The organism is Neptuniibacter sp. QD48_55, from assembly GCF_047778115.1.
In the GTDB taxonomy this organism is placed as follows: domain Bacteria; phylum Pseudomonadota; class Gammaproteobacteria; order Pseudomonadales; family Balneatricaceae; genus Neptuniibacter.
Genome location: NZ_CP180555.1, coordinates 1,539,919 through 1,561,016, shown reverse-complemented (window position 1 = coordinate 1,561,016; position 21,098 = coordinate 1,539,919). Strand labels below are relative to the sequence as shown.

At 42.9% G+C, this 21,098-nt stretch carries 15 protein-coding genes and 1 pseudogene; 4 read left to right on the top strand and 12 right to left on the bottom strand.

From position 1 onward, the window contains the following. Nucleotides 1–51: 51 nt before the first annotated feature. Together pbpC and ACMXYW_RS07125 are read right to left on the bottom strand one after the other, a co-directional pair. Nucleotides 52–2,388 carry a penicillin-binding protein 1C gene (gene pbpC / locus ACMXYW_RS07130; protein ID WP_415905720.1) on the bottom strand — a complete coding sequence of 779 codons (2,337 nt, stop codon included), beginning with the start codon at nt 2,386–2,388 and terminating at the stop codon, nt 52–54. 70 nt (nt 2,389–2,458) lie between these two features. Then, nucleotides 2,459–7,318 (bottom strand): alpha-2-macroglobulin family protein, encoded by a 4,860-nt coding sequence (locus tag ACMXYW_RS07125; protein ID WP_415905719.1) that lies wholly within the window; start codon nt 7,316–7,318, stop codon nt 2,459–2,461. A gap of 163 nt (nt 7,319–7,481) precedes the next feature. Between ACMXYW_RS07125 and ACMXYW_RS07120 the strand changes: the two genes are divergently transcribed. Beyond that, nucleotides 7,482–7,940 carry a hypothetical protein gene (locus tag ACMXYW_RS07120; RefSeq protein ID WP_415905718.1) on the top strand — a complete coding sequence of 153 codons (459 nt, stop codon included), beginning with the start codon at nt 7,482–7,484 and terminating at the stop codon, nt 7,938–7,940. Between the two features lie 50 nt (nt 7,941–7,990). On the opposite strand, the gene ACMXYW_RS07115 is transcribed toward ACMXYW_RS07120, so the two are convergent. After that, on the bottom strand, nt 7,991–8,644 hold the full coding sequence (locus ACMXYW_RS07115; RefSeq protein ID WP_415905717.1) for a TetR/AcrR family transcriptional regulator: 654 nt from the start codon (nt 8,642–8,644) through the stop codon (nt 7,991–7,993). 665 nt (nt 8,645–9,309) lie between these two features. Between ACMXYW_RS07115 and ACMXYW_RS07110 the strand changes: the two genes are divergently transcribed. Continuing rightward, nucleotides 9,310–10,110 carry a response regulator gene (locus ACMXYW_RS07110; protein ID WP_415905716.1) on the top strand — a complete coding sequence of 267 codons (801 nt, stop codon included), beginning with the start codon at nt 9,310–9,312 and terminating at the stop codon, nt 10,108–10,110. A gap of 59 nt (nt 10,111–10,169) precedes the next feature. Here the strand turns inward: ACMXYW_RS07110 and ACMXYW_RS07105 are convergent, their stop codons facing one another. Together ACMXYW_RS07105 and ACMXYW_RS07100 are read right to left on the bottom strand one after the other, a co-directional pair. Continuing rightward, the gene (locus ACMXYW_RS07105) at nt 10,170–11,969 is read right to left on the bottom strand and encodes a methyl-accepting chemotaxis protein (protein ID WP_415905715.1); all 1,800 of its coding nucleotides are present in this window, start codon (nt 11,967–11,969) and stop codon (nt 10,170–10,172) included. 166 nt (nt 11,970–12,135) lie between these two features. Further along, nucleotides 12,136–12,837, bottom strand: a complete 702-nt coding sequence (locus ACMXYW_RS07100; RefSeq protein WP_415905714.1) for a M48 family metallopeptidase — start codon at nt 12,835–12,837, stop codon at nt 12,136–12,138. Nucleotides 12,838–12,971: 134 nt separating this feature from the next. Between ACMXYW_RS07100 and ACMXYW_RS07095 the strand changes: the two are divergent. Then, nucleotides 12,972–13,484 (top strand): annotated as a pseudogene (locus ACMXYW_RS07095) (uracil-DNA glycosylase family protein). Between the two features lies 1 nt (nt 13,485). On the opposite strand, the gene ACMXYW_RS07090 reads toward ACMXYW_RS07095, so the two are convergent. The 5 genes from ACMXYW_RS07090 to ACMXYW_RS07070 form a co-directional block, all read right to left on the bottom strand. Then, nucleotides 13,486–15,471 carry a transglutaminaseTgpA domain-containing protein gene (locus ACMXYW_RS07090; RefSeq protein WP_415905713.1) on the bottom strand — a complete coding sequence of 662 codons (1,986 nt, stop codon included), beginning with the start codon at nt 15,469–15,471 and terminating at the stop codon, nt 13,486–13,488. Then, nucleotides 15,449–16,435, bottom strand: coding sequence for a DUF58 domain-containing protein (locus ACMXYW_RS07085; RefSeq protein ID WP_415905882.1), 987 nt, complete (start codon nt 16,433–16,435; stop codon nt 15,449–15,451). Before ACMXYW_RS07085 ends, ACMXYW_RS07090 begins: the two co-directional genes overlap by 23 nt. Next, entirely contained in the window at nt 16,422–17,342 is a 921-nt protein-coding gene (locus ACMXYW_RS07080; protein WP_415905712.1) for an AAA family ATPase, read from the bottom strand. The genes ACMXYW_RS07085 and ACMXYW_RS07080 overlap by 14 nt, the downstream gene beginning before the upstream one ends. A gap of 79 nt (nt 17,343–17,421) precedes the next feature. Next, nucleotides 17,422–17,727, bottom strand: a complete 306-nt coding sequence (locus ACMXYW_RS07075) for a hypothetical protein (RefSeq protein ID WP_415905711.1) — start codon at nt 17,725–17,727, stop codon at nt 17,422–17,424. 174 nt (nt 17,728–17,901) lie between these two features. Next, a complete protein-coding gene (locus tag ACMXYW_RS07070) occupies nt 17,902–18,408 on the bottom strand; it encodes an FKBP-type peptidyl-prolyl cis-trans isomerase (RefSeq protein WP_415905710.1) in 507 nt (168 codons plus the stop codon). Between the two features lie 285 nt (nt 18,409–18,693). Between ACMXYW_RS07070 and ACMXYW_RS07065 the strand changes: the two genes are divergently transcribed. Next, nucleotides 18,694–18,963 (top strand): hypothetical protein, encoded by a 270-nt coding sequence (locus tag ACMXYW_RS07065; protein ID WP_415898443.1) that lies wholly within the window; start codon nt 18,694–18,696, stop codon nt 18,961–18,963. A 14-nt stretch (nt 18,964–18,977) separates the two neighbouring features. On the opposite strand, the gene ACMXYW_RS07060 is transcribed toward ACMXYW_RS07065, so the two are convergent. Continuing rightward, nucleotides 18,978–19,751, bottom strand: coding sequence for a helix-turn-helix domain-containing protein (locus tag ACMXYW_RS07060; protein WP_415905881.1), 774 nt, complete (start codon nt 19,749–19,751; stop codon nt 18,978–18,980). Between the two features lie 831 nt (nt 19,752–20,582). Beyond that, nucleotides 20,583–21,059 (bottom strand): DUF2947 domain-containing protein, encoded by a 477-nt coding sequence (locus ACMXYW_RS07055; protein ID WP_415898444.1) that lies wholly within the window; start codon nt 21,057–21,059, stop codon nt 20,583–20,585. Nucleotides 21,060–21,098 lie beyond the last annotated feature (39 nt).

The following is a 21,098-nucleotide window of genomic DNA, read 5'->3' as shown; positions in this document are numbered from 1 at the left end:
TATATTTTATCGGGTGCTGGAGTGTAGAGCTATACGATTTTATTCAAGTCATTACAGGACGCTAAATTCAATTTGAGCGCTCGCCCCTGAAATACTTTGAACATAAAGCTGATAAGTTTGGCCTCCCTGCAGAGTCAGCTTTTGTTTATTGCTGGAACCTTCAAGCAACTTGCCATTGAGATACCAATTAAGATTTCCTTCACTTCCCTCGGCTCTAACATCCACTTCTATCATCTCCAAACCGTTGGTGTGATATACCTGTTGCGGGTTGATTCCATGCAATCTTAAAAGTGCACTGGTTTGTAAGATTGTTTTGCATTCGCTATTAAAAAGGGGAATACGCTCATCCCTTCGCCACTGTTTAGATATCCAAGGCTCCATCGCTGCAGGCCAAACAAAACTTGATTGGCTTTTCATAGGACCAATATCGCACTCCCTTGTCACCCTTAAGCCTGATTGTTGATCCACTAAATAATTATATTGCGGGTTATAAAATCGGTTTTGCCCTAGAGGCTCAGGATCCAAAGTACGCGGGGTATTTTTAGCAATCGTATAAGCAACTCTAACTTGATCGCAGGCCTGATCACTAGACATCACAACCCTACCATCCGGCCAACAGACAGACTGCTCCACAACATCCTCAGGTTTTGTGATTGTATCGGCTTCGGACTCAAGCAATTGATAGAGCTGGAACAATAAAGGACCTGCCAAAACACGTCCCATAGTTTTCTCCATTGGCGAACCATCAGGCCTACCGAGCCAGACCCCTAGCGTATATCTTTTAGATACGCCCACTGCCCAGACATCGCGATAGTCCCAACTGGTGCCAGTCTTCCAACCAATTTTGGGAAGGTGAGCCCGAGAGTAACCATCGATAAATTGATCTGGCGGATCTATATTTGCAAGGGCATTCCAAGTAATCCATGCAGCTTCGGTGCTCATCAATTGCCGAGGTAGTTGCCCAGATTCATCATCACCGGCGTCTTCAACTCCACCAGCGACAGAATACTTTAATGGCGCAACTCTGCCTGAATTCGCCAAGCTCGTGTAGAGCGTTACTAAATGCTCTAAAGAGCTGCCAGCACCACCTAAGATAATTGCGGGATTAGCGCGCCCACCGGGAATTCGCAGAGAAGCACCAACATGATCGAGTTTGTTAGCAAAACGCTGAGAATCGTAATGCTGTATCATTTGAACAAATGGCAAATTAAGTGAGCGTTGTAATGCTGAGGATGCGGATACAGGCCCCGAGAATCCTTGGCTGAAATTACCAGGCCGATATTGCCCAGTCACTATAGGCACATCCGCTAATAGGGACTCACTATGGATAAGACTGTCATCCATCGACAAACCATATAAAAAGGGCTTTAAGGTGGAGCCCGGAGAGCGTATCGCTGTGACCATATCGACATGACCGAAGCGCTGTTCATTTAGAAAGTCTGCAGACCCCACGTACGAAATAACCTGACGGCTCTGATTATCAACTAACAATGCCGCCGCCGAAATGCCTTTAGCCTGTCGAGATACATAACGCTTTATCTGATCAGAGAACTGCTGCTGGATACCACTATCAATCGTCGAACGTATAACTTTGTTTTCAGGTTCCGACTGTTTCAAGCGTCGACTCAAAAGTGGCGCGTGTATCGGGTTGGATAGAGGCCATACAGCGACATCTTCTTGCTTTGCCCGTTTAACACTTTCTTCACCCCAAATTTGAAAGCTAAGCAAACGATCCAATACCTTATCTCGATATTGCTGTGCTAGTTTTGGATGCCTATCTGGCCTCAAGCGTGAAGGCGCCTGAGGTAAAACAGCTAGTAGAGCAGCTTCAGAAAAGCGTAGTTGTGAAGCTGGCTTTTGTAGATATTGTAAGCTCGCAGCTTGCACCCCTTCGATGGTTCCACCAAAGGGCGCCTTATTGAGATATAGGGTTAGAATTTCATCTTTAGACAAATGCCATTCCAACTGCAATGCTCTTAATATCTGCTGCAACTTACCCCTTACGCTACGCGGGCTCGGATAGTGCAAACGCGCCACTTGCATGGTCAACGTAGAACCACCAGAGATAATCCTACCTTCTGAAAACCACTGCCAACCCGCTCGCAGCAAACTCAATGGATTGACGCCGGGGTGTTGGTAAAAATAACGATCTTCGTAATTAAGGAGCGCGTCTATATACCGAGGCGAAACTTGATCAATGGAGACGGGGTATCGCCATACGCCATTGTGATCAGCGAAGGTACGCAAGGGTTCGCCATTACGGTCGAGAACAACCGTAGCTGCTCCTCCGGCTGAATTGTCATGTAAGGGGAAAGCACGATCTGCTATCCATAAACCTGCCGCGATAAGACAAAGCACACAACAGGTAAATTGAAAAACAAATCGCATCTTTCCTCACATCAAACGCTTAAGGTGCATACGTTTAGGTACATAGATTATAGATTCAAGGAGCCCTCGTTTAAGGGATAACTGTTAAGTACTCAATACTATTAGCAACACCCCGGTGGGCCGGTTTGTACATTGACTCAGCCTGTACAGGTGGTACTAAGTAATGCCCTGGCGTTACAGCTCGGCTTAAGAAATAAACCACCTGCTCGCGTTTTTCTGGAATATCAACGGCGGCAACATAACGATCATCTTTAAAGGCTTGATAGGAGATCATCGCCTTCTGAAACACGGTCTCTCCGTCAATACGAATATCCTTTAACTTAAGCGCATGCTGAAGGTTCTGATTTTCAAGCTCTACCCCAGCAGGTAGCAAACTCACCAACAAACCATCTGGCACACGTTCTTCGCTATAAAGCCTCACACGTGTTAACAATAAATCGCCTGTTTTTAATACCTGATTCCTCTTCAGTAATTGCGCATTACCATCCAAGACACGGAATTGATCTATATCTAAATTGATCCCTTCATTCACGCGTTTTGGCATCTGTTTAGGGATACCCGTCCAATGGAAACTTGCATAAGCCGGTTTGTCTTTTATATTGGTGAACACAGTAGATGCTAGTTCTGAACTATCAAGATTACGACCTAGCTCGGTCGTAGCTTCCAGCAGCGTCTCAATTTCACCTTGAAGCAATTTCCCCTGCCATTCTCCCTCTTTATCCATTTGATTAAGGGCATTCGACAAGTGCAGTAAAGCCGCCTTTTCCTGTGTGCTGAGCCAACGATGTTGCTTCAAAAGAGCGAGTAGGTCGGGGATCTGTTGCAAGGCAACGTTGTGTAATGAACGGGCATTAGGCTGTTCCAGAATGGTATGGATCGCCATCGCTTTATCGCGAATGACCGAGCCATAATCCCCTAGATAACCCTCAGCTCTTTCATTTTCCAGAGCCTGCTTCACTAGGTTTTCGCCTTCTTGCAAACTACCGGTTTCAAAAATTGCTAACCCTAAGTGCACTCCCGGCAGCACACCACGAGAGTCGTTGAGTTGCTGCTCTGCCAGATCGCGCAATGGCCCTAAGGTCACTTCACCCTGCTTAGCCAAAACATAAGCAGCATAAGCTTTGTAGGATATTTCATAATGGGAAGGGATATCTGACCAAGTTCTAACCGAAATCGCTTTACGGTTATGTACGTAAGCACGTAGACGACCTACAGAATTAGTCAGCATGGCGTTAGGTACAGCAAAACCTGAACGATCTAAATACAGCAAGAAATCTGTCGCGTAAGCCGTTAACCAATGCTCTTCTGGCGAGAACTTATCCCACAAACCAAAACCACCATTGCCTAGCTGCAACTCGCTGTAACGACTGATCGCAGCATTAATACCATTTTCAAATTGAGAATTAGTGATAGAACGCGTGTAAGCCGGAGCTTTCTCACCTGCCAATAACAACGCCAAAGGTTGTGACTTACTGGTAGTTTGCTCTAAGCAACCATATGGATAACTCATCAGGGTTTTAAAATGCTGCTGAGCATTCAGATCCGGCGTATTCGCCACACGTAACTGCGATTGAAGTTTGGTGAGGTCTTGAATAGCTCCGGAAGGAAATTGAATGCTTTCCCCTTCTGCCAATACACGCATATTTGAGCCGTAAACCGCTGGATATGCCGAGCGTACACCTAGCACCCATTCACGATTTAACTGAACATCACCGAAAGTAATCTCTGCACTGATTAACCCTTCGCCCAACTCAACTGCATCGGCAACCAAAGGCAATACCTGCTTCTCGCCTTTATCCAGTGACAGTTCAAAACTATCTTGCCTTAAACTCACTACACCCTGATGAGTTAACTTCACAGATATATTTTGAGCTTCATCAGACACATTGGCTAAATCCAACGCTAAGGTCGTTTGATCTCCGACAGCTAAAAAGCGAGGCATGGATAACTGAGCCACTACAGGAGAAGCAACTTTGGTTGTTTCACTCTCTAAACCAAAGCTATTTTCAGACATCGCCAACGCAGTTAACGTCAGCTCGCCATCAAATGCTGGCAGATCAAGTTCAACCGTCGCTTCTCCATTTTCCAAAGAAATTGGAGAGTGGTATAGGCTCAAAATCTCTACTTCAGTCGGAGGCACTTCGCCACCACGCTCTAGCTCACCATCACCGCCCCAACGAATCTGAGCGTCCTTATACATATGAGGCTCAATTAAATCATTGTACATATCGCTGATTTTCGGTTTATAAGAACGACGGCCGTAGAAGAAGTTAAAAGGATCGGCTTGCTTATAGCCCGTCAAACTTAACACACCGCTATCAACTGCTGTTAGGCTGATGTAGTAATCACCCTCGACAGGCTTACCTGCTTTGTCAGTGACTTTAAGGGTTAAGTTAGCTTTGGTTTCTGGAAGTAGTGATTCAGCAACTTCAATGGTTACATCGAGTTCACGATCAGCACGATCCAAAGGAAGATGTACAATACCTACACTACGCTTACTTACTTTGTCTTTATGCTCTGTTGGCGCGACGACAAAGGCACTAATATAAACATCGTGACGATTTAGATCTGCAGGTAGAGGAATCTCTACCTCAGCTTCACGATTGTTTAACAGAACTTCTTGGGAATGTAGAACCTGATCGGTTTCAAGAAGTACCACCGCTTTGCCCTCGGTTGGCGAAGCCAGTTTTACTTTAACGCGGTCTCCCGCTTGATATGACTCTTTATCTAACGCCAAGGTCACCAAATCAGGGCGGATACGATCCGAAGCTGTCTGCCAGCTGTAATACCAAGGTTCGCCCGCTTGGAAGGTATAAACGGTTTTACTCTTACCAGTAATATCATCCAGTTCTAAACGGTATGGACCCCATTCGACTGGCATGGACAATTGCTGAGGCTGATCTGATGCTAACCGAATAAATTCAGTCGCTACAGGGTATTCATTTTTCTCGATTTGATAGTGCCAACCGCGCTCAGGGGTATGACTCCAGAAATACTTCTCTTCCAATCGATAAAGCGTTGCTTTGACTTCTCCAGAGTTCAGTAATTGGCCCTGTTTATCAGCTCTCACCAATTCAAAACTAACCTTGTCATCTTTCCCAGATTGATCATTTTCGAAAGAAGGCTTCACACCGACAAAACTAGCTTTGGGCCAGAAAAGTGCTGAACGAGATCGGTTAATAGCGCGACCGCCGCTTTCGAACAAGCTATAGCGCACATTAATACGAGCGGGGCTTTCAAAAGATTGCGGGTTATATTGAGATAGATTGAACTCAGTTGAGGTTTCACCTGTATCATTCAGATTTACAGACGATAGACTAAACTGCTGCCAATCTACTGAAGAAGGTACGCCAAATTTAAAACCTTTTAGGTTTGCAAACGGTTCTGTCCACGCATTTAATGTCACCTGTGTATCCAGACGATTCCCAGCAGCAACTGCACCGTACAAGTATTCCCCTTTTACAGGTATTTTGATTTTATCGTTCAGATCAAAACTTAGCGGTGATGCTGCTTGATCAAATACCAGACGAAGGCGCTCTGGTAAAAAGGCCTCTACTTTGAAATCAAAATAAGCCGCATTTTTCTTACTTGCTGGGCTAAATACTTTAGCTTGCCAACCACCTAAGATCGCATTACTTGGAAAATCATATCGGAACTCATAGTAACCTGGCTTTGAAGGCTCAATTCGCCATGTTCCTGCTGAATCTGCATCGGGTTTAATTAACTCTATTTTTAAAGGCCCTGAAAGTAAGTTGCCGTCTTGATCACGCATAAGTGAACCAAAGACTAACTCCTCACCGGGACGGTAGATATTTCGAGGGGCGAAGGTAAAAATTTCTACTTCTTTAGTCGGCCTGCCATGAACAGGATAATCAGACAGATCTAGAGAAGGTGCGTGGTATTTGAGAACGCTCACCTGCTGATTATGTTGCGCTAGGATCAAGCGAGGGCTCTTTCGTTGCCACTCATTATCAACTTGCCAGCTACCTTGTTCATCTGTTTCACCCGTTGCGATCACCTTACTATTACGATCAAGGATATTAAGGGTTACGCCTTTAAGTAGATCTCCGGTTGCAGCATTTTGGGCAATATAGGTCGTACTCTTTCCATAGTCTCTGGCTTGCAGACCTATAGCAGAAACGCTAAACCAGGTTGCTTGATAACTAAACCCACCGGGCTCACGAACCGTTGCTAAATAAACACCGCCTTGATCAATATTAGGGACAGAGGCAACGGCAAATCCAGCTCTATTACGCTTGTTTCTATCTTCTCCAATCCGAATACGTGCTGTGTAAACGTGATCGACTGAACGTGCCAGGGCATCTTCGTCGAAATACCATCGATCGCCACTTTTCAGTGATTGATATTCATCAAAAAACTGAACGCTGCTTTCCGGCTTTACCCGATAAATATTGATCTCTGCTTCCGGCACATTGACTGCAATCAGAGGTAAGGATTCCACCTTACCTGGAATCATTACGGCACCATCCGCTTCGAACGCGACTAGCTTAGGTAAATCTCTAGCCTTTAACGATTTGCTTACGCCTGTTTCAAGCACTGCCCCTGTAGCGCTTTTTAGGCCTTGTTTAATTTGAATATCATATTTTTGAAGCGGCTCTGGACCAATAAATCTAAGAGAACGTCCATCTTTACTGAGCACCGGCGTACCCAGATCTGGTGAAATCACCACATGACGTTCAAACTTTTGATCCGGATCTAAAGGAGAATTAAACAGGAGTGTCAGCGCATTAACATCACCATATTCACGTTCCGATATATCGAGAATGCCTAAGGCTTCAGCAACGGCATTTTGGACCTTATCACTTGCCGCATTCTGTTTAGCAGCATTTACAACGTCCTTATTATCATCACATCCCGCTATCAGCGCGCAGGTAACCAGCACAGAGCCCAGCAATTTAGAACGTGACATTCAGTACTCCTTTACATTTTGTAGGGCAGATTTGGGCTTTTTATCTAAGCTTCGAAGACTATTTGATAGTACATCAAGTTACACGACTTTTGTCCTGCTTTTCATACTTGCAAAAGATTACCTTTAAAGCGAGACTCATGCCTGATTATTGAGAGGTAATAGCGTGGACAAATCAGATTCTATTTATCACTGGGACAAAGATTTCTTTGAGAAAAAACTATCACTACTGACAAACTGCCAATTAGGCTTTGTTGGCGCTGCGCTAATGTTGATGATGATGAACCTTTCCAAGATCTTTCTTCTCGCACCTCTCGGCGTAGGCTTGCTCTTAGCTAGTTGGTACAAACACCACCTAGAACAAACCAAAGATCAAATGAAAAATATGTCTGTGGAGATTGCACCTAAATCAATCCTGTTAAAGCTACCTTCTGAAGAGACAGAAACGCGCGTTACTTTTCGCGAAATCGAAGAGATTAACCAACACAAAGAAAACATGGTGCAGATCATCACGCTTTACCTTAAAGCTGATGAAGATAAGGTAGAGATCAAAGCACTTAAAGACAGCGACAAGTTCGTTTCGACTTTGAAAACGCAAATGACTGAGCAACTTTCAAATCAATAAATAAGAGAAATATGACCTTGCAAGCAGCGCTACAAGGTCTATTCATTTACTTAGGAGCAGATAGAAGAAACTGGTGTAGGTGGTGCCTGAACGATCTCCCAACTCATGTTCGATTGTTCTTTTATTCCTAATAATCCCTCAAGCGAAGATCGACAAGCTCTCCAGTAATTCCCAACACTTACAGGATCCTCAGACACATAAAATCGCATCATTAAACCCGCTTGAATGGTTGCAATCATCTGCACTGTATTCTGCAGCGATGCAGTAGACGTTCCCACACTAACCTTTTGAAGAATCTGCAATCGCTGTAGAGAGATATCATCCTGAAGTTGGCGTAATAGCACTTGTATCTGCTGGTTAAAAACAGACGACGAAACATATCCGAACAATGCTCGCGCAGTTTCATCATGGCTAATTAAACAATCAAAAAGCTCTGACTCTACCCGATCGAGGAATTCTTCCTTAGATTGCGGAGCTTGATAGCCCTGCAATGTTAGGAGCAACTTACTAGAAAGCAGCTGGAGTACCTCAATTTCAACTTCCGTCATTGTACGAAAGTGATGATAGAGCCCTCCTTTGCTAACCCCTGCCTCTGCAATCAACTTGCCCGCTGTCAGCGCTTGTAATCCATCTTGACTGATGATGCGAGTTGCAGCATTAAGAATCAAACTCCTAGTTAGATCGGCGTTTCCATTTGGGCACATTACTCTGACCTTTTTTGCTTGGAACACATGAGGTCGAAAAGCAGAAATCAATCCGTTTTTTTACCTCTCTCTTCCTATGCTACGCCCCTAATTAAACAAACAACATCAAAACATAAGAATTTACTGATTTAGATCAAGCTGCATTAGCATACAAACAATTCCTTAATGTCGTTAATTTAATGACATAAATAACTGTACTTTAACTCCATGAACTTTGAAGACACTTTTAGCCACCTAAAACCCACACAAGAAACAATGACCTATAAATGGTTATCCATTACTTATCAGCCAGTTACCTAATTAATGCTTGAATATTTAGCTAAAACTTAAATCGATTAGACAATATCTAACTTAAATTCGACTTAATCAAAAATATATATGACAAAATCATTCAGGAAACTAACAAAAAGTTCCAACTAAAAAGCTAATGATTAACTTTAAGGCACAACATTCAAACAGAAACAGGAGGTAATACGGATAAAAAACGACCAGCAGTCCAGAAAAAAAGCGACTTTCGGATCAAGCACTCAAAAACATTACTAAATATTAAAATAAAGCAGTATTCACCACTTTTCTGTTAGGGTTATCTCTGTCATGATCTAAACTTTAGGTAACTATCTATCCCTTAGCGACTCCCACTAAGTTACCAGTGAATGGATTAGGATATGGAATTAAGCAGTATATATGTCACTGTAATCGAACCGTCTAAGGTTCAGCGCCACATTATCATCGGCCATCTAAACAGTTTCGGCATTAACAATATCGAGGAATTCTCGGAAGCTAAACCGGCCCTCGAGCATATGCTATCTTCTCCACCCGATTTAGTTTTATCCTCCATGCATTTGCCAGACATGACAGGGACAGACCTTGTGACCCAGATGCGTGGATTAGGCGCTTTAGAGCACATCACTTTTCTTTTAATCTCCTCTGAAACCCACTATCGCTATCTTGAGCCTATCCGCCAAGCAGGAGCCATCGGCATTCTGCCAAAGCCGTTTAGCCGCGAAGAGATGGATATGGCTCTCAGAAGCACGCTTGATTACATCACTGATTTTGAACATGACAGTGACAGAGAAGAATATGATGCGCTTAGAGTTTTGATTGTTGATGACAGTAAAATGTCACGCAACTACATCAAGCAGATGCTGGACTCGCTTTCTATTCAGTCAGTTGATACTGCAAAAGATGGCTCTGAGGCCCTAGAGTTTATAGCTAACGGCAGTCGTTATGATTTGATCATTACTGACTACAACATGCCCAATGTCGACGGAAAAGAGCTTGTTGAGCATATTAGGAGCCATAGCGAGCAACCTACTGTTCCAATATTGATGGTAACTAGCGAGCAAAATGAAAGTCGATTAGCAGCCGTGCAAAGCGCAGGTGTTTCAGCTATCTGTAGCAAACCGCTATCTTACGACACGGTAAAACAACTTGTAGAACAACTGGTCACAGATTACGACCTGTAATCGGAAACCAGACATAAAAAAACGCGGTTAACACCGCGTTTTTTTATGTCTTTGAAAATTTAACTTTTATCATCAAGCAAGTTTTCTGGGGCAAAGCCCATGATCAAAGCCCCCCAGTGCTGGCCATTGATATACAGAGGAATCGATAGGTCATTCAAGATTTCTCCAGTATCACGGATAAAGGTCTGCAGTAAGAATGGTGCCGTAGAAGATGCTCGACGAACTTCCGCCCGGTTACCGGCAAAGATTCGACGGTTACGGCTCTTCAAATTATCTACCTCAAAGTTACCCGTAATGCGCTCCGACACTTTAGTATGGTGAGCCGCTGCATAACCATTACGATCTACAGCAATAGCATAGATAAACTCAGAACGCTGACTGATAAAGCTGTCGAATAAAGGACGCATCATCGCTTCATATTGATCAGCATAGCTAGTGTCATATTTCTCTGGCATCTGACCATCGTTCGTACGCACGTAATTGGTATCGAACATGTTACAACCACGATTGCTTAGCTCTTCTAGCGCATCCTGAACTTGCTGACTCCATTGACGACCCGTTTGGATCATACCCTCAAAACCACCGTAACCGATGATGAAGCGAGAAAGAAGCTCTTGCGTTTCCTCAGTCGAATGCTCTAGCTCTTCAGAGAAACGACGTGATTGTTCGATCTCACCATGCATTGATGTAGAGATATTGGTAATTTCAGATACATGGTTGTGCGATTCACGGTTTGTATAAGCCAGCTCGTCGATAGCAGCGCTAATACTACTTAATTGACTGTTCAACTCTTCAAAGTCGCTTACAAGCCCGTGGAACTGGTCATTCGTGCTACCAATAAACTCTTCTGTAGAACCTACATACTCTAGAATCGTCGAAGCACTATTTCTAGTACTACCGACCAACGAAGACATCTGGCTGATATTCTGATCAATTTCACTGGTTGCTGTACTTACTTTCTGAGAAAGGTTACGCACTTCGTCAGCTACAACCGAGAAACCACGACCAGCTTCACCAGCACGAGCAGCCTCAATGGAAGCGTTAAGTGCTAAAAGGTTAGTTTGATCGGAGAAATCCTTAACCATGCCAAGGATCTCCGTAATATTGCGCGAGTTGATCTCAAGCTGATGAACAGTATCTTGGAAATCCGTTACCTGCTCCCTAATTGCTTCCACCTGGTTCTGCACACGACCTAGTTCATTGCTAGAAGTGCGTATCTCATCAAGGTTGCGCGTGTTACGTTCAGATATTTCGAGCGTACTGCCTGCAATATTATCAATTGCTTGGGTTGCCTCTTGAGAAGATTGGAATACCTTCTGGGCTTGCTCTTCCTGTTTACTAGCAGAGCCCTGTGCCTCGATGAGCACCTTTTGTAGGCGAGTAGAGCTTAGCGCTACACTCACACTGCGGCGGCGGCTTTCAGCAATCATCGCTTTCAAACTGGATGAGAAGCCGTTATAGCTTTCCGCCATCTCTGAAATCTCGTCATAGGTGTATTCAGGCAACGTAGCGGATATATCGCCATCTTTGTCCTTAATCGCCTTCAGGATCTCTGTCATTTCATAAATTGGGCGCAGGAATAGATGACGCATAAAGAAGATTGTGCCAATACCTGTAATAAGAGCGAATCCTACTGTTAAAGCACCGTAAAAGCTAAATGAATCCAGATGGGACTGAATAAGCTCTACAGGTACAGCAGCGGCTTCAACTCCAGAGAGGCCTTCTTCAAGCTTCTCAAAGTGGTAGTAACCAATAACCAGTAAAACGATGTGGGGTAAAAGTAAGAACAGGACGTTACCTAAGATCTTCTTAGTCAACGTATTGAATATGGATTTCTCGATACTCTTGTATAGGCTCATTTTCGCTCTCATTATTTTTATAGCTGCCTGCGCCATCTCATTTGGCTAATAGTGCTAAAGCTCCTTTTCCAAACAGCATAGCCTATGTAACTGGCTCTGCATGGTTTGTTAACACTATGAAATCACTTCAAAAATAACACAACCATTCAACAATTCAAACAAACAGTCACCAAAGAACCCAAGCATTTTTTGATTGAAGATAAGAACGCTTTTCTCTCCAATCTGGGCAGTACTTTTCAACTAGGGCCCAAAATCTAGGACTGTGATTTAAATGAGTGAGGTGTGATAACTCATGAATAACCACATAATCTATAATATTTTTAACTGCAAATACTAGTCGCCAGTTCAAGGTAATTTCACCTCGCGCAGAGCAACTACCCCACTTTCGTTTAAAACTCCTATATTTCAATGACTTATATTGAACGCCCATCTTATAAGCCCAATACGAAACTCGTTCCGAAATAATCTGTACTGCTTGCTCTTTAAACCACTTTTTCAAAAAAGCCTCTACTCTTTCAGTATCTACTTTGCTACTTGACCTCCGCTTACCCATTATCACGAGTAACGTATCACCCTGAATATGGACATCCCACCGATCCCCTTCGCACCAATCTAGAACATATTCTTTGCCCAGAAATGAAAATTTAGCGCCTTTTTCAGTTTTCAAACAAAACAACTCAAGATTTTGTGCCATAACCGCCTGTTGGCGAGCTATCCAATCCTGTTTTTTATTAACCCAATCTCGAACCCATTGATCCGTTACCCAAACAGGAACACGCACAGATACGCCCTTTTCATCCACCTGAATAGCCGCTGTTTTCCTGCGCGCACTTCTAATTATTTTGTACTGTTCTATAGTTTCATTCATTAGGATTGGACTGTTTATTAAAGACAAACGATAGTAACGATATAGGCAACGGGGGTTAATAATTGGATCAACTGCTTAAACAAATCAGAAACTGCAGTCTCTGCGAAAAAGAGCTCCCTTTAGGCTCGCACCCTGTGGTTCAAGCATCCGCTAAATCAAAGCTCCTGATCATCGGCCAAGCTCCTGGTAGCCGAGTGCATCAATCAGGTATACCTTGGGATGACCCCAGCGGCGATAGATTACGAGATTGGCTTAAAATAGACAAAGAAACTTTTTACGATGCTGACAAAGTTGCAATCGTACCTATGGGGTTCAGCTATCCAGGAAGGGGACGCTCAGGAGACAACCCACCCCGACCAGAATATGCACCGACTTGGCATTAGCGCCTATTAAATGAGATGCCCTCGATCCAATTAACCCTGCTAATCGGACAGTATGCTCAACTCTACTACCTAAAACACGTGGAAGCCTTAGCAGGACAGAAGACCCTGACAGAAAGGGTAAAAAATGCAGATAAAGCCCCTGATCATTTTTTTCCTTTACCTCACCCATCACCTAGAAATCAGATCTGGTTGAAGAAAAACCCATGGTTTGAAAAAGAAACTCTGCCCTTATTACGCAGCAGACTAGCCACACTCAAATTTTGAATTATCGGAAAGAAATCAAGCATTGATCTATTGACTTTGAAAACTCAGAAACTGTCGGGCCATTGCCTTTAGCTGCATATTTAACACATTCGTATTGCTTCGCAATTTGACCACAAACATCAGCTAAATCAGGCCGTACATTAGCTAATCTCAAACAGTAATCACCTACCGTCTCACCTTTAGATCGTTGTAAACCTTTAGATTTTAATCCATTAGATAAGCGGGCAATGTTTGAGTCAAAAGGATCTTGCGGTGACGCAGCACTTGAACGAGCCATTAACAAAATCGTGATTGTAATCACTATGGCAAACGGGATAAGCAAAAATAACACTAAACGCCAAGCAGTCACTTCGCCTAATAGATCACGTAGCAGATCTATCTGTCGATGATGATAGTGCAAAACCCAACGATGCCAAGCATAGTTAAATCCCTCTATGCGCAACCTTAATAAAGCTAGAAAACCATCGTTCTTGATACCCAAGCTTTCCCATGGACTTTCATTTAGGAACTCAGGTTCACGAGATAACACTTCACTAGACGCTTCTTCAATACGATCAGGAGACACTGCCGCAGTTGGGTCGACCCTGATCCAACCTTTTTTTGGAAGCCATGCCTCAACCCAAGCATGGGCATCATACTGCCTTACCAATAGATAGTTTTCATAATGGTTCCATTCCCCTCCCTGGTAACCAGTCACAATTCTTGCGGGGATTCCAACTGCACGAAGCATAAAAGCCGTAGCGCTTGAATAATGACCACAAAAACCGCGTTGAGTTTTAAAGAGAAAATCATCCACTGTATTAACACCCAAAGGAGGTGGAGAGAGCGTGTAAATAAAGCTTTGATTGAAGAACTTGAGAATACGTTGGATAAACGCTTCTTCATTACCGGTTTCTCGCCACCATTTTCGTGCCAATTCCATAGCATCTGGATTACCCTCAGGAAGATTAAGCTCTTGAAAAAAACTCTGATAGTTTCGTTCAGCACCAATAAGAAAAGCAGGCTTAGCCTCCAAAGAAAACTGTTTTCGTTGAGCCAGTGGTAGTCGCGTTTCTAATACCCTCCCCGCACGAAATTCCAACTCTCTTGGTATATTACTTACATAATCCAAAGCAGGTACATAAGTCGCTTGTGTTGGTTCTAGAATGAGCTCATAGCTGATGTTTGTGCTAGAACGCTCAGATTCAATGGCTTTATCCCTATTTACTAAACTCCCTTCTTTATTACTCCAATTACGTCCATCAAAGTCATGCAGCACAATAGCCCGCCAATATAAGCTCGATTGGGGCGGTTTAACACCTTCAAATGTTGCTCTAAATGCCACCTCGGCGGAACGCGTCAACTGAGTTATATCACCCGGCGCCATAGTGTCTGACAATCCAGATTTGGCAGCGCTTTTATCAAAACTGATCTGCCATAATGGATCGATACGCGGCATACCCATAAATAAAATAATCATTAATGGGAACACTGGAATAAACATCAAACTGGTACGCTTAAACGGCTGAAAGAACGGGATGGCGCGATGAATGTGTATTGCTTGCAAAGCCGTACTTACCACAAGCAAACAGAAAAATGTGTAGATAGCCATCCAGATAGTTTGCGTGAAAAGAAAAATGGAGGCCGCTATGAGGTATGCCACATAGAGAACAACCAGTGCGTCACGCCGTTTGTAGATCTCCAACAACTTAAGCGAGAAGGCTACTACCAATAAAGAGACGGTAGAGCTAATCCCCCCACCCTCTTGATAACTGAGCAGAACGGATGCACCTGCGACAAAAACCAAAACAGATTTAAACCATTTAGCCGGAAACGACCAACGGCCAATAAAGACCATTACTCGCCAGCTTAATGTGAACAGCACTATAGCTGGCACCCAAACAGGCAGGTGACTAATGTGAGGCAGAACAACCACAAATACACTAATCAACTGCCATAATAGTGCCGTGCGGCTTAGCTGCTGGTTATGCATGGCCTGTGTCGCCATTCGCACCTCCAAATACAGCTAGCACCGTTAAAACCTTTTCTAAATGATCCGGGCCTGATGAAGGCTCGATTCTCTTTTTAGGTAACATCAACCCAAAATCGATTCCTTCATGCTCTAATTGAATCGCCCAGTAACAAATCACGCTAAGCCTAAGCTCTATAGAAAGATCAGGCCAAGACTCCCAATTCAACCAAACCTGACGGCTTTGCTGTCCGACATAGCGCTTAACTAACAACCCTCGCCCCTGAGCATATTGCTTCCAAGCGATATGTTTGGTTGACTGACCGGGCTGATACTCTTCCAAACCAAAGAAATCATCACCAGTCCTTTTATCCCCAGAATGACTGTCTTGATCGCCGCTGTTCAAATCAGGCCGCGGTCCTTTTTGAGGTTTTGGAAACACGACTATATCTAGATCCAACTCAATCCAACTCCAAGCCCTTAATAAACCAAATGGATAGGTGGTTTCTATCTTCAGTGGACCGGGCTTTAGACGCCCTCGTTTCTGGGTAGTCAGATTTAACTCAACTTCTTGCGCTTGTTCTTTTTCAAGATGAACGGTTTCTTCAGGTTGCCCCTTCCAGTTCAACTGAATAGTTTCGTAGTTCCGGTTATTTTCCGATTCCAGTAGCACCGAAAGGTAAGTTGAATCACCAGCAAAGCAATTTTTACCCCTTAGCGCAGTGATTCGTAACCCTGATAGGTTTAGATAGGTGTAATGTATGGTTAGCACGCCAAGGGCTACCAACAAGTACGCAACCGCATGGATAAGGTTGTTTTGATAATTCGTTGCGATAAAAAAAAGGAGAATACAAAGAAAGAGAAAACTCCAACCTGAAGCAGTCGGAAAAATATAGATACGCTTTTGATTTAAAAGAATGGAATGACCTTTAGGCCGCCTAGCGCTAACGACCTTATCAATCCACGCTTGAAATCGACTATTCAACTGCTCAGCCAACCACATCAACCTCACTCAGTAACTTACGAACCAGCGCAGTGCCACTCTGATCCATGTAATCCTCTGAAGAGCGAAGACGATGGGCAAAAACCGGACCAAGCAAAGATTGAATATCTTCAGGAATTACATAATCCCGACCACTAATGTAAGCCCAGGTTTTAGCTGTGTTAAGCAGAGCCAAGCTGCCTCGCGGCGATATCCCATATTCAAACTCTGTAGACTCTCGACTGTACTTAACCAGCCTTTGAATATAATCCAACACACTTCCAGATACAGAAACTTGAGCGCACTCCCCTCTGATCTGTTCTAACTCACTAAGGTCAAGTTGCTCCTGTAGATCCGGAATTTTCTTGCGCGCATCACCACCTAGTAACAACTCTCTTTCAGCTTCTAAAGAAGGATATCCAAGATGGATGCGCATTAAGAAGCGGTCTAACTGAGACTCAGGAAGCGGAAACGTTCCGTATTGAGAGATAGGATTTTGGGTGGCAATCACAAAGAAAGGTTGCGGGAGCTCATAACTATGCCCTTCAACCGTAACCTGCCTTTCTTCCATTGCTTCGAGCAGAGCGCTTTGTGTTTTTGGTGTTGTACGATTTATCTCATCTGCCAATAAAAGCTGAGCAAATACCGGCCCCTTATGGAAAATAAATTGACCATTAGCCGAATCAAAAATAGATGCCCCTAAAATATCAGCAGGCAACATATCACTAGTGAACTGGATTCTTTGGTAATCGAGCCCGAGCACCTTAGCTAAAGCATGGGACAATGTTGTTTTGCCCATACCAGGCAGATCCTCGATCAGCAGATGACCTCCTGTAATCAAACAGGTCAACGCTTGCCTGATCTGAATCTCTTTTCCATATAAAACCTGACTGACTGCTTCAACGATCTGATCTAGCTTTTCGCGCATATGTGCTTAACTCCATTTCCCTGAGTTATAACTATGCCAGTTTGGCTTTGCCCGTGCACGAGCTTATCCTATCAGAGAGCTAAAATTTAAGCGGGATAGAGTCCTGATGATAATCCGCAAAATCAGAACTACAGGCTTCTTCATGTGTCTGAATCTGAACAAGATTGGCTTCATGGATCCCCGCTTTAAGGCATATATCGTAACCCTCTTTCACGTTGTGACAAGTCACGACTTTACCTTCTTGATCTTTAATCAACTCCTTTTGACGATGATCATGATCATCAAATTCCACTTCGATCACCATTGGGCCACATCCAGATTCTATAAAATTAACACCTCTAATGCGTGCCTGCTGCTTTAGCATACCCATTTGCTCTATGTTCATAAAAAGCCTCCAGATCAATGCTTGCGGATTTTCAAATAGAGTTAATAGAGATACGTAACACCAATACTTTCAGATTAATGATAGTCAAAAATCAGTTTTTAGAGAGCTATATCGATTAGATCGACACAAAAAAGCCCGGTAGAAACCGGGCTTTAAATTTAAAAATCCGACCTATCAGTCACAGCAAGAATCACCACTATCGCAGCAGCTTTCTCCACTTTCATGAACATGACCGTGAGATAGCTCTTCCTCAGTCGCTTCACGAACATTTGTAACTTCAACACTGAATGTAAGTGTTTGACCAGCTAGAGGATGGTTACCATCAAGGACTACGCTATCTTCTTCAATCGCAATAACAGTTACTGGTTGCTGCCCCCAAGGCGCTTCAGCCATAAATTGCATGCCAACCTGAATATCATCAATACCTTGGAAATTAGCACGATCAACGTTTTGTACTAGCTCTTCACGCACATCGCCGTAACCCTCTTCAGGTGTTACAACCACATCCAACTTGTCACCAACAGTTTTACCGATTAGCGCTTTTTCTAAACCAGGAACGATGTTGTTAGCACCACAAACGAATGGTAAAGGTTCTTGACCCTGTGAAGAGTCTAGAACTTCACCTTCTTCATTTTTAAGGGTGTAGTGGATGAAGCCAACTAGATTTTCAGCAATTTGCATACAGAGAATTCTCTATTAAAGGGAGATATTTTTACATAAGTACAAAGTTGACGCTGTAAAAGCATCTCCTAGATTAAGATTTGGGAACCTAGTTAAAGGCCCTAACATAAGTAAAACTTAGTTGAGACAATAATACCGATTGCAAAAAAATGCTGCTAGTTTTGCTGAGCGGTCTTATAAATAAATCGTACCCTTGTCAGAAAATAGGAATTTTTCTTAGCTTCAAATCCAAAAACCTGTGCTAACTTGTATTTAGAGATAGCCTTATCATGGAGGATCAAGCTAATGGAAAAGGCATGTACGCTATGTTACAGCCTTGTATTGCATCACAAACCGCACTCAGCACTAAAAAAGATTAGTGAATTGAAAGGTAGTGAGTTGTATAAATGCTGTTGTTGTTACGCCTACTTACACAAACATGACAACGAGTGGGAAATAATCAGTGGTGGAGATTTTAGCGGAAAACCTGTTGATCAGGTTGCAGTTGAAAACCAGCCTACAGAATACGAAGACGACGCTCTAACTTTCGGCAAGCGCATAAGCTATCAACCTTGATTGATAGCTTATGGTTACAAAAGGCCTACTTCATACAAGATAGCTACGAGCTGAGTTTTGTTGCGCGCTCCAAATACTCGCTTAGCTCGCGTAATATGATAAGTAACCCCTTCCTCAGTCAACGCAAGCTTATCAGCAATTCTTTTCACCGCCATACCTTCAGCAGTCATCTGAATAATCTGACGACAAGTGTGCGACAGAAGTTCCTGCTTAAGAAATGGGTTTTGTTCTTTCTCACAGACAACCTGCAGCAAAGAGTGATAGCGAGCCAAAATAGGCACTAACCACTCCTTAACCGAATCGAAGAACTCTTCGAACTCTCCTGAAGGCAGACTATGAAAAAGACCAAAATAGTGGAACCAATAATTATCGCTTGCTCCTGACATCGGTACGTAGACACGAGAAGAAATATTATTCTGCTTCCAAAACGTCTCCGCGTGCAAACCAACGCCACCCTCAGCATTATTTACTACAAGTGGTGTACGTACTTCTGGCAGTTCTTTCCATAAAGGGTCTGCATGAGCAACATCTCGGTAATAAGCTTTAACTACTGCATCTGGCAGTGAGCCAACAATATCAAAGCCATTTTCCCAACGCTGCTTTTGATGATCAGATAGACCTTCAATATGCTGACGGGTCAACACTGAATAAGTGAAGGAAGTAAAACCTAGCTGGCATAGTAACTCGTCCAGTTCCTGTAACAGCCGATCCCATGTACATTCAATAGCTAACACCGTTTTTTCTTGAAGTGCTGGCTGCTGTTTTAGCTGTAGAATCAGGCTTTCCATATCTTGCACTAAAACACTCCGTTGAAAAGTGAGTCCTGTTACCTAGAGGGGAAAAAATTCTTGTTAAAGATAAACACCCAAGAGGTATGACCAAATTACATAAATTCAAACAAAAGGGGTTATGAAAAATATTAACCTATGAGGCTTAAAAACATAGATTCCCCAATCCATATGTTAATGATAAGCGTATTCCAAAATGGAAGAAGTACCAAAAAATATAGTATCGAGTGTGTTTTTCACACTTAGGTCAATTTTTCATGGACTAAAGCCGTAGGCTCATTGAATTCTTTGCCTTCCAGCTGATTTAAAATTCTCTAATACTGTACTAATTCACTCTGATATATCTGATAAAATCAGAACTTTAGTACTACTACGGAACTCGTATCACCTACAAAATGTAAGGAATAAAGTCATGGTAAGTAAACATATTAAGAGTCTATTTTTGACATATAAAGATATAAAATTCAAACAAAGATTGGTAAAAATGAATAAACTTTAAGCCAAATCAAATTACAATTTTATTACATCGTATTCTTTTACCTTTTTAATAAAAAATACGACTTGTTTGAAAATGATTTCTTATATTTATATATAGATACTGAACATTCACTTAATAATATTGCAGTTAATTTTCATTAAGATTAAGGCTTTAAAGCGACTACTACTGACCGTTTACTACGCAGCAGTGATATATCAGCAAAAGGCGCATCAAGGCATAGCCAAGACATAAGGTAATGATGGAAAGGATTTTTTTAGGGAAGAAGATTTTCAAAAAGAAAAGTGAAGCATAATTTTGCGCAACCATGCTCCACTCCTCGTGAACCTAGACGGTTACGAGCGAAGACCTAATCGATAACTACCATTATCAAAGAATTGAGCAACTTGCTTACGTTTGCGGCCTAATAATAACGGTCCATTATCGAAAAAGAGGAAGTTTTTCCAATTACGACGGAATACCCCCCACTTAGTTTCAATGATGTGATCACTTTGGTAACAGAAATACACGGTGATGTTGTCATCCCACTCCGCTAGGTGTGTCGATAACAATTCAGGCATGTCGTTAGACTGGGCATCCCATGCACTCTGCCAAAAGTCCTTCTCAGACCAGTTTTTATCTTTAGCCGCCCAATCCCCTTCGCCGAAATGCTCCGGATGTGAGCAACCTCTACTTACATGCTCTGACCAGATCTGCTCTGCACGACTTTCCGTTAGCGGATTAATCTGCGCAAGATCTTCCTCAGAAACAGGCAAGTCCCTGTGACGAAAGATCCAAGCTTTGGTGTATTTTTCCAACGGAATGTATTTCATTATTTACTCAAAATTTTCTAAGATTTACAGAGAAAGAAA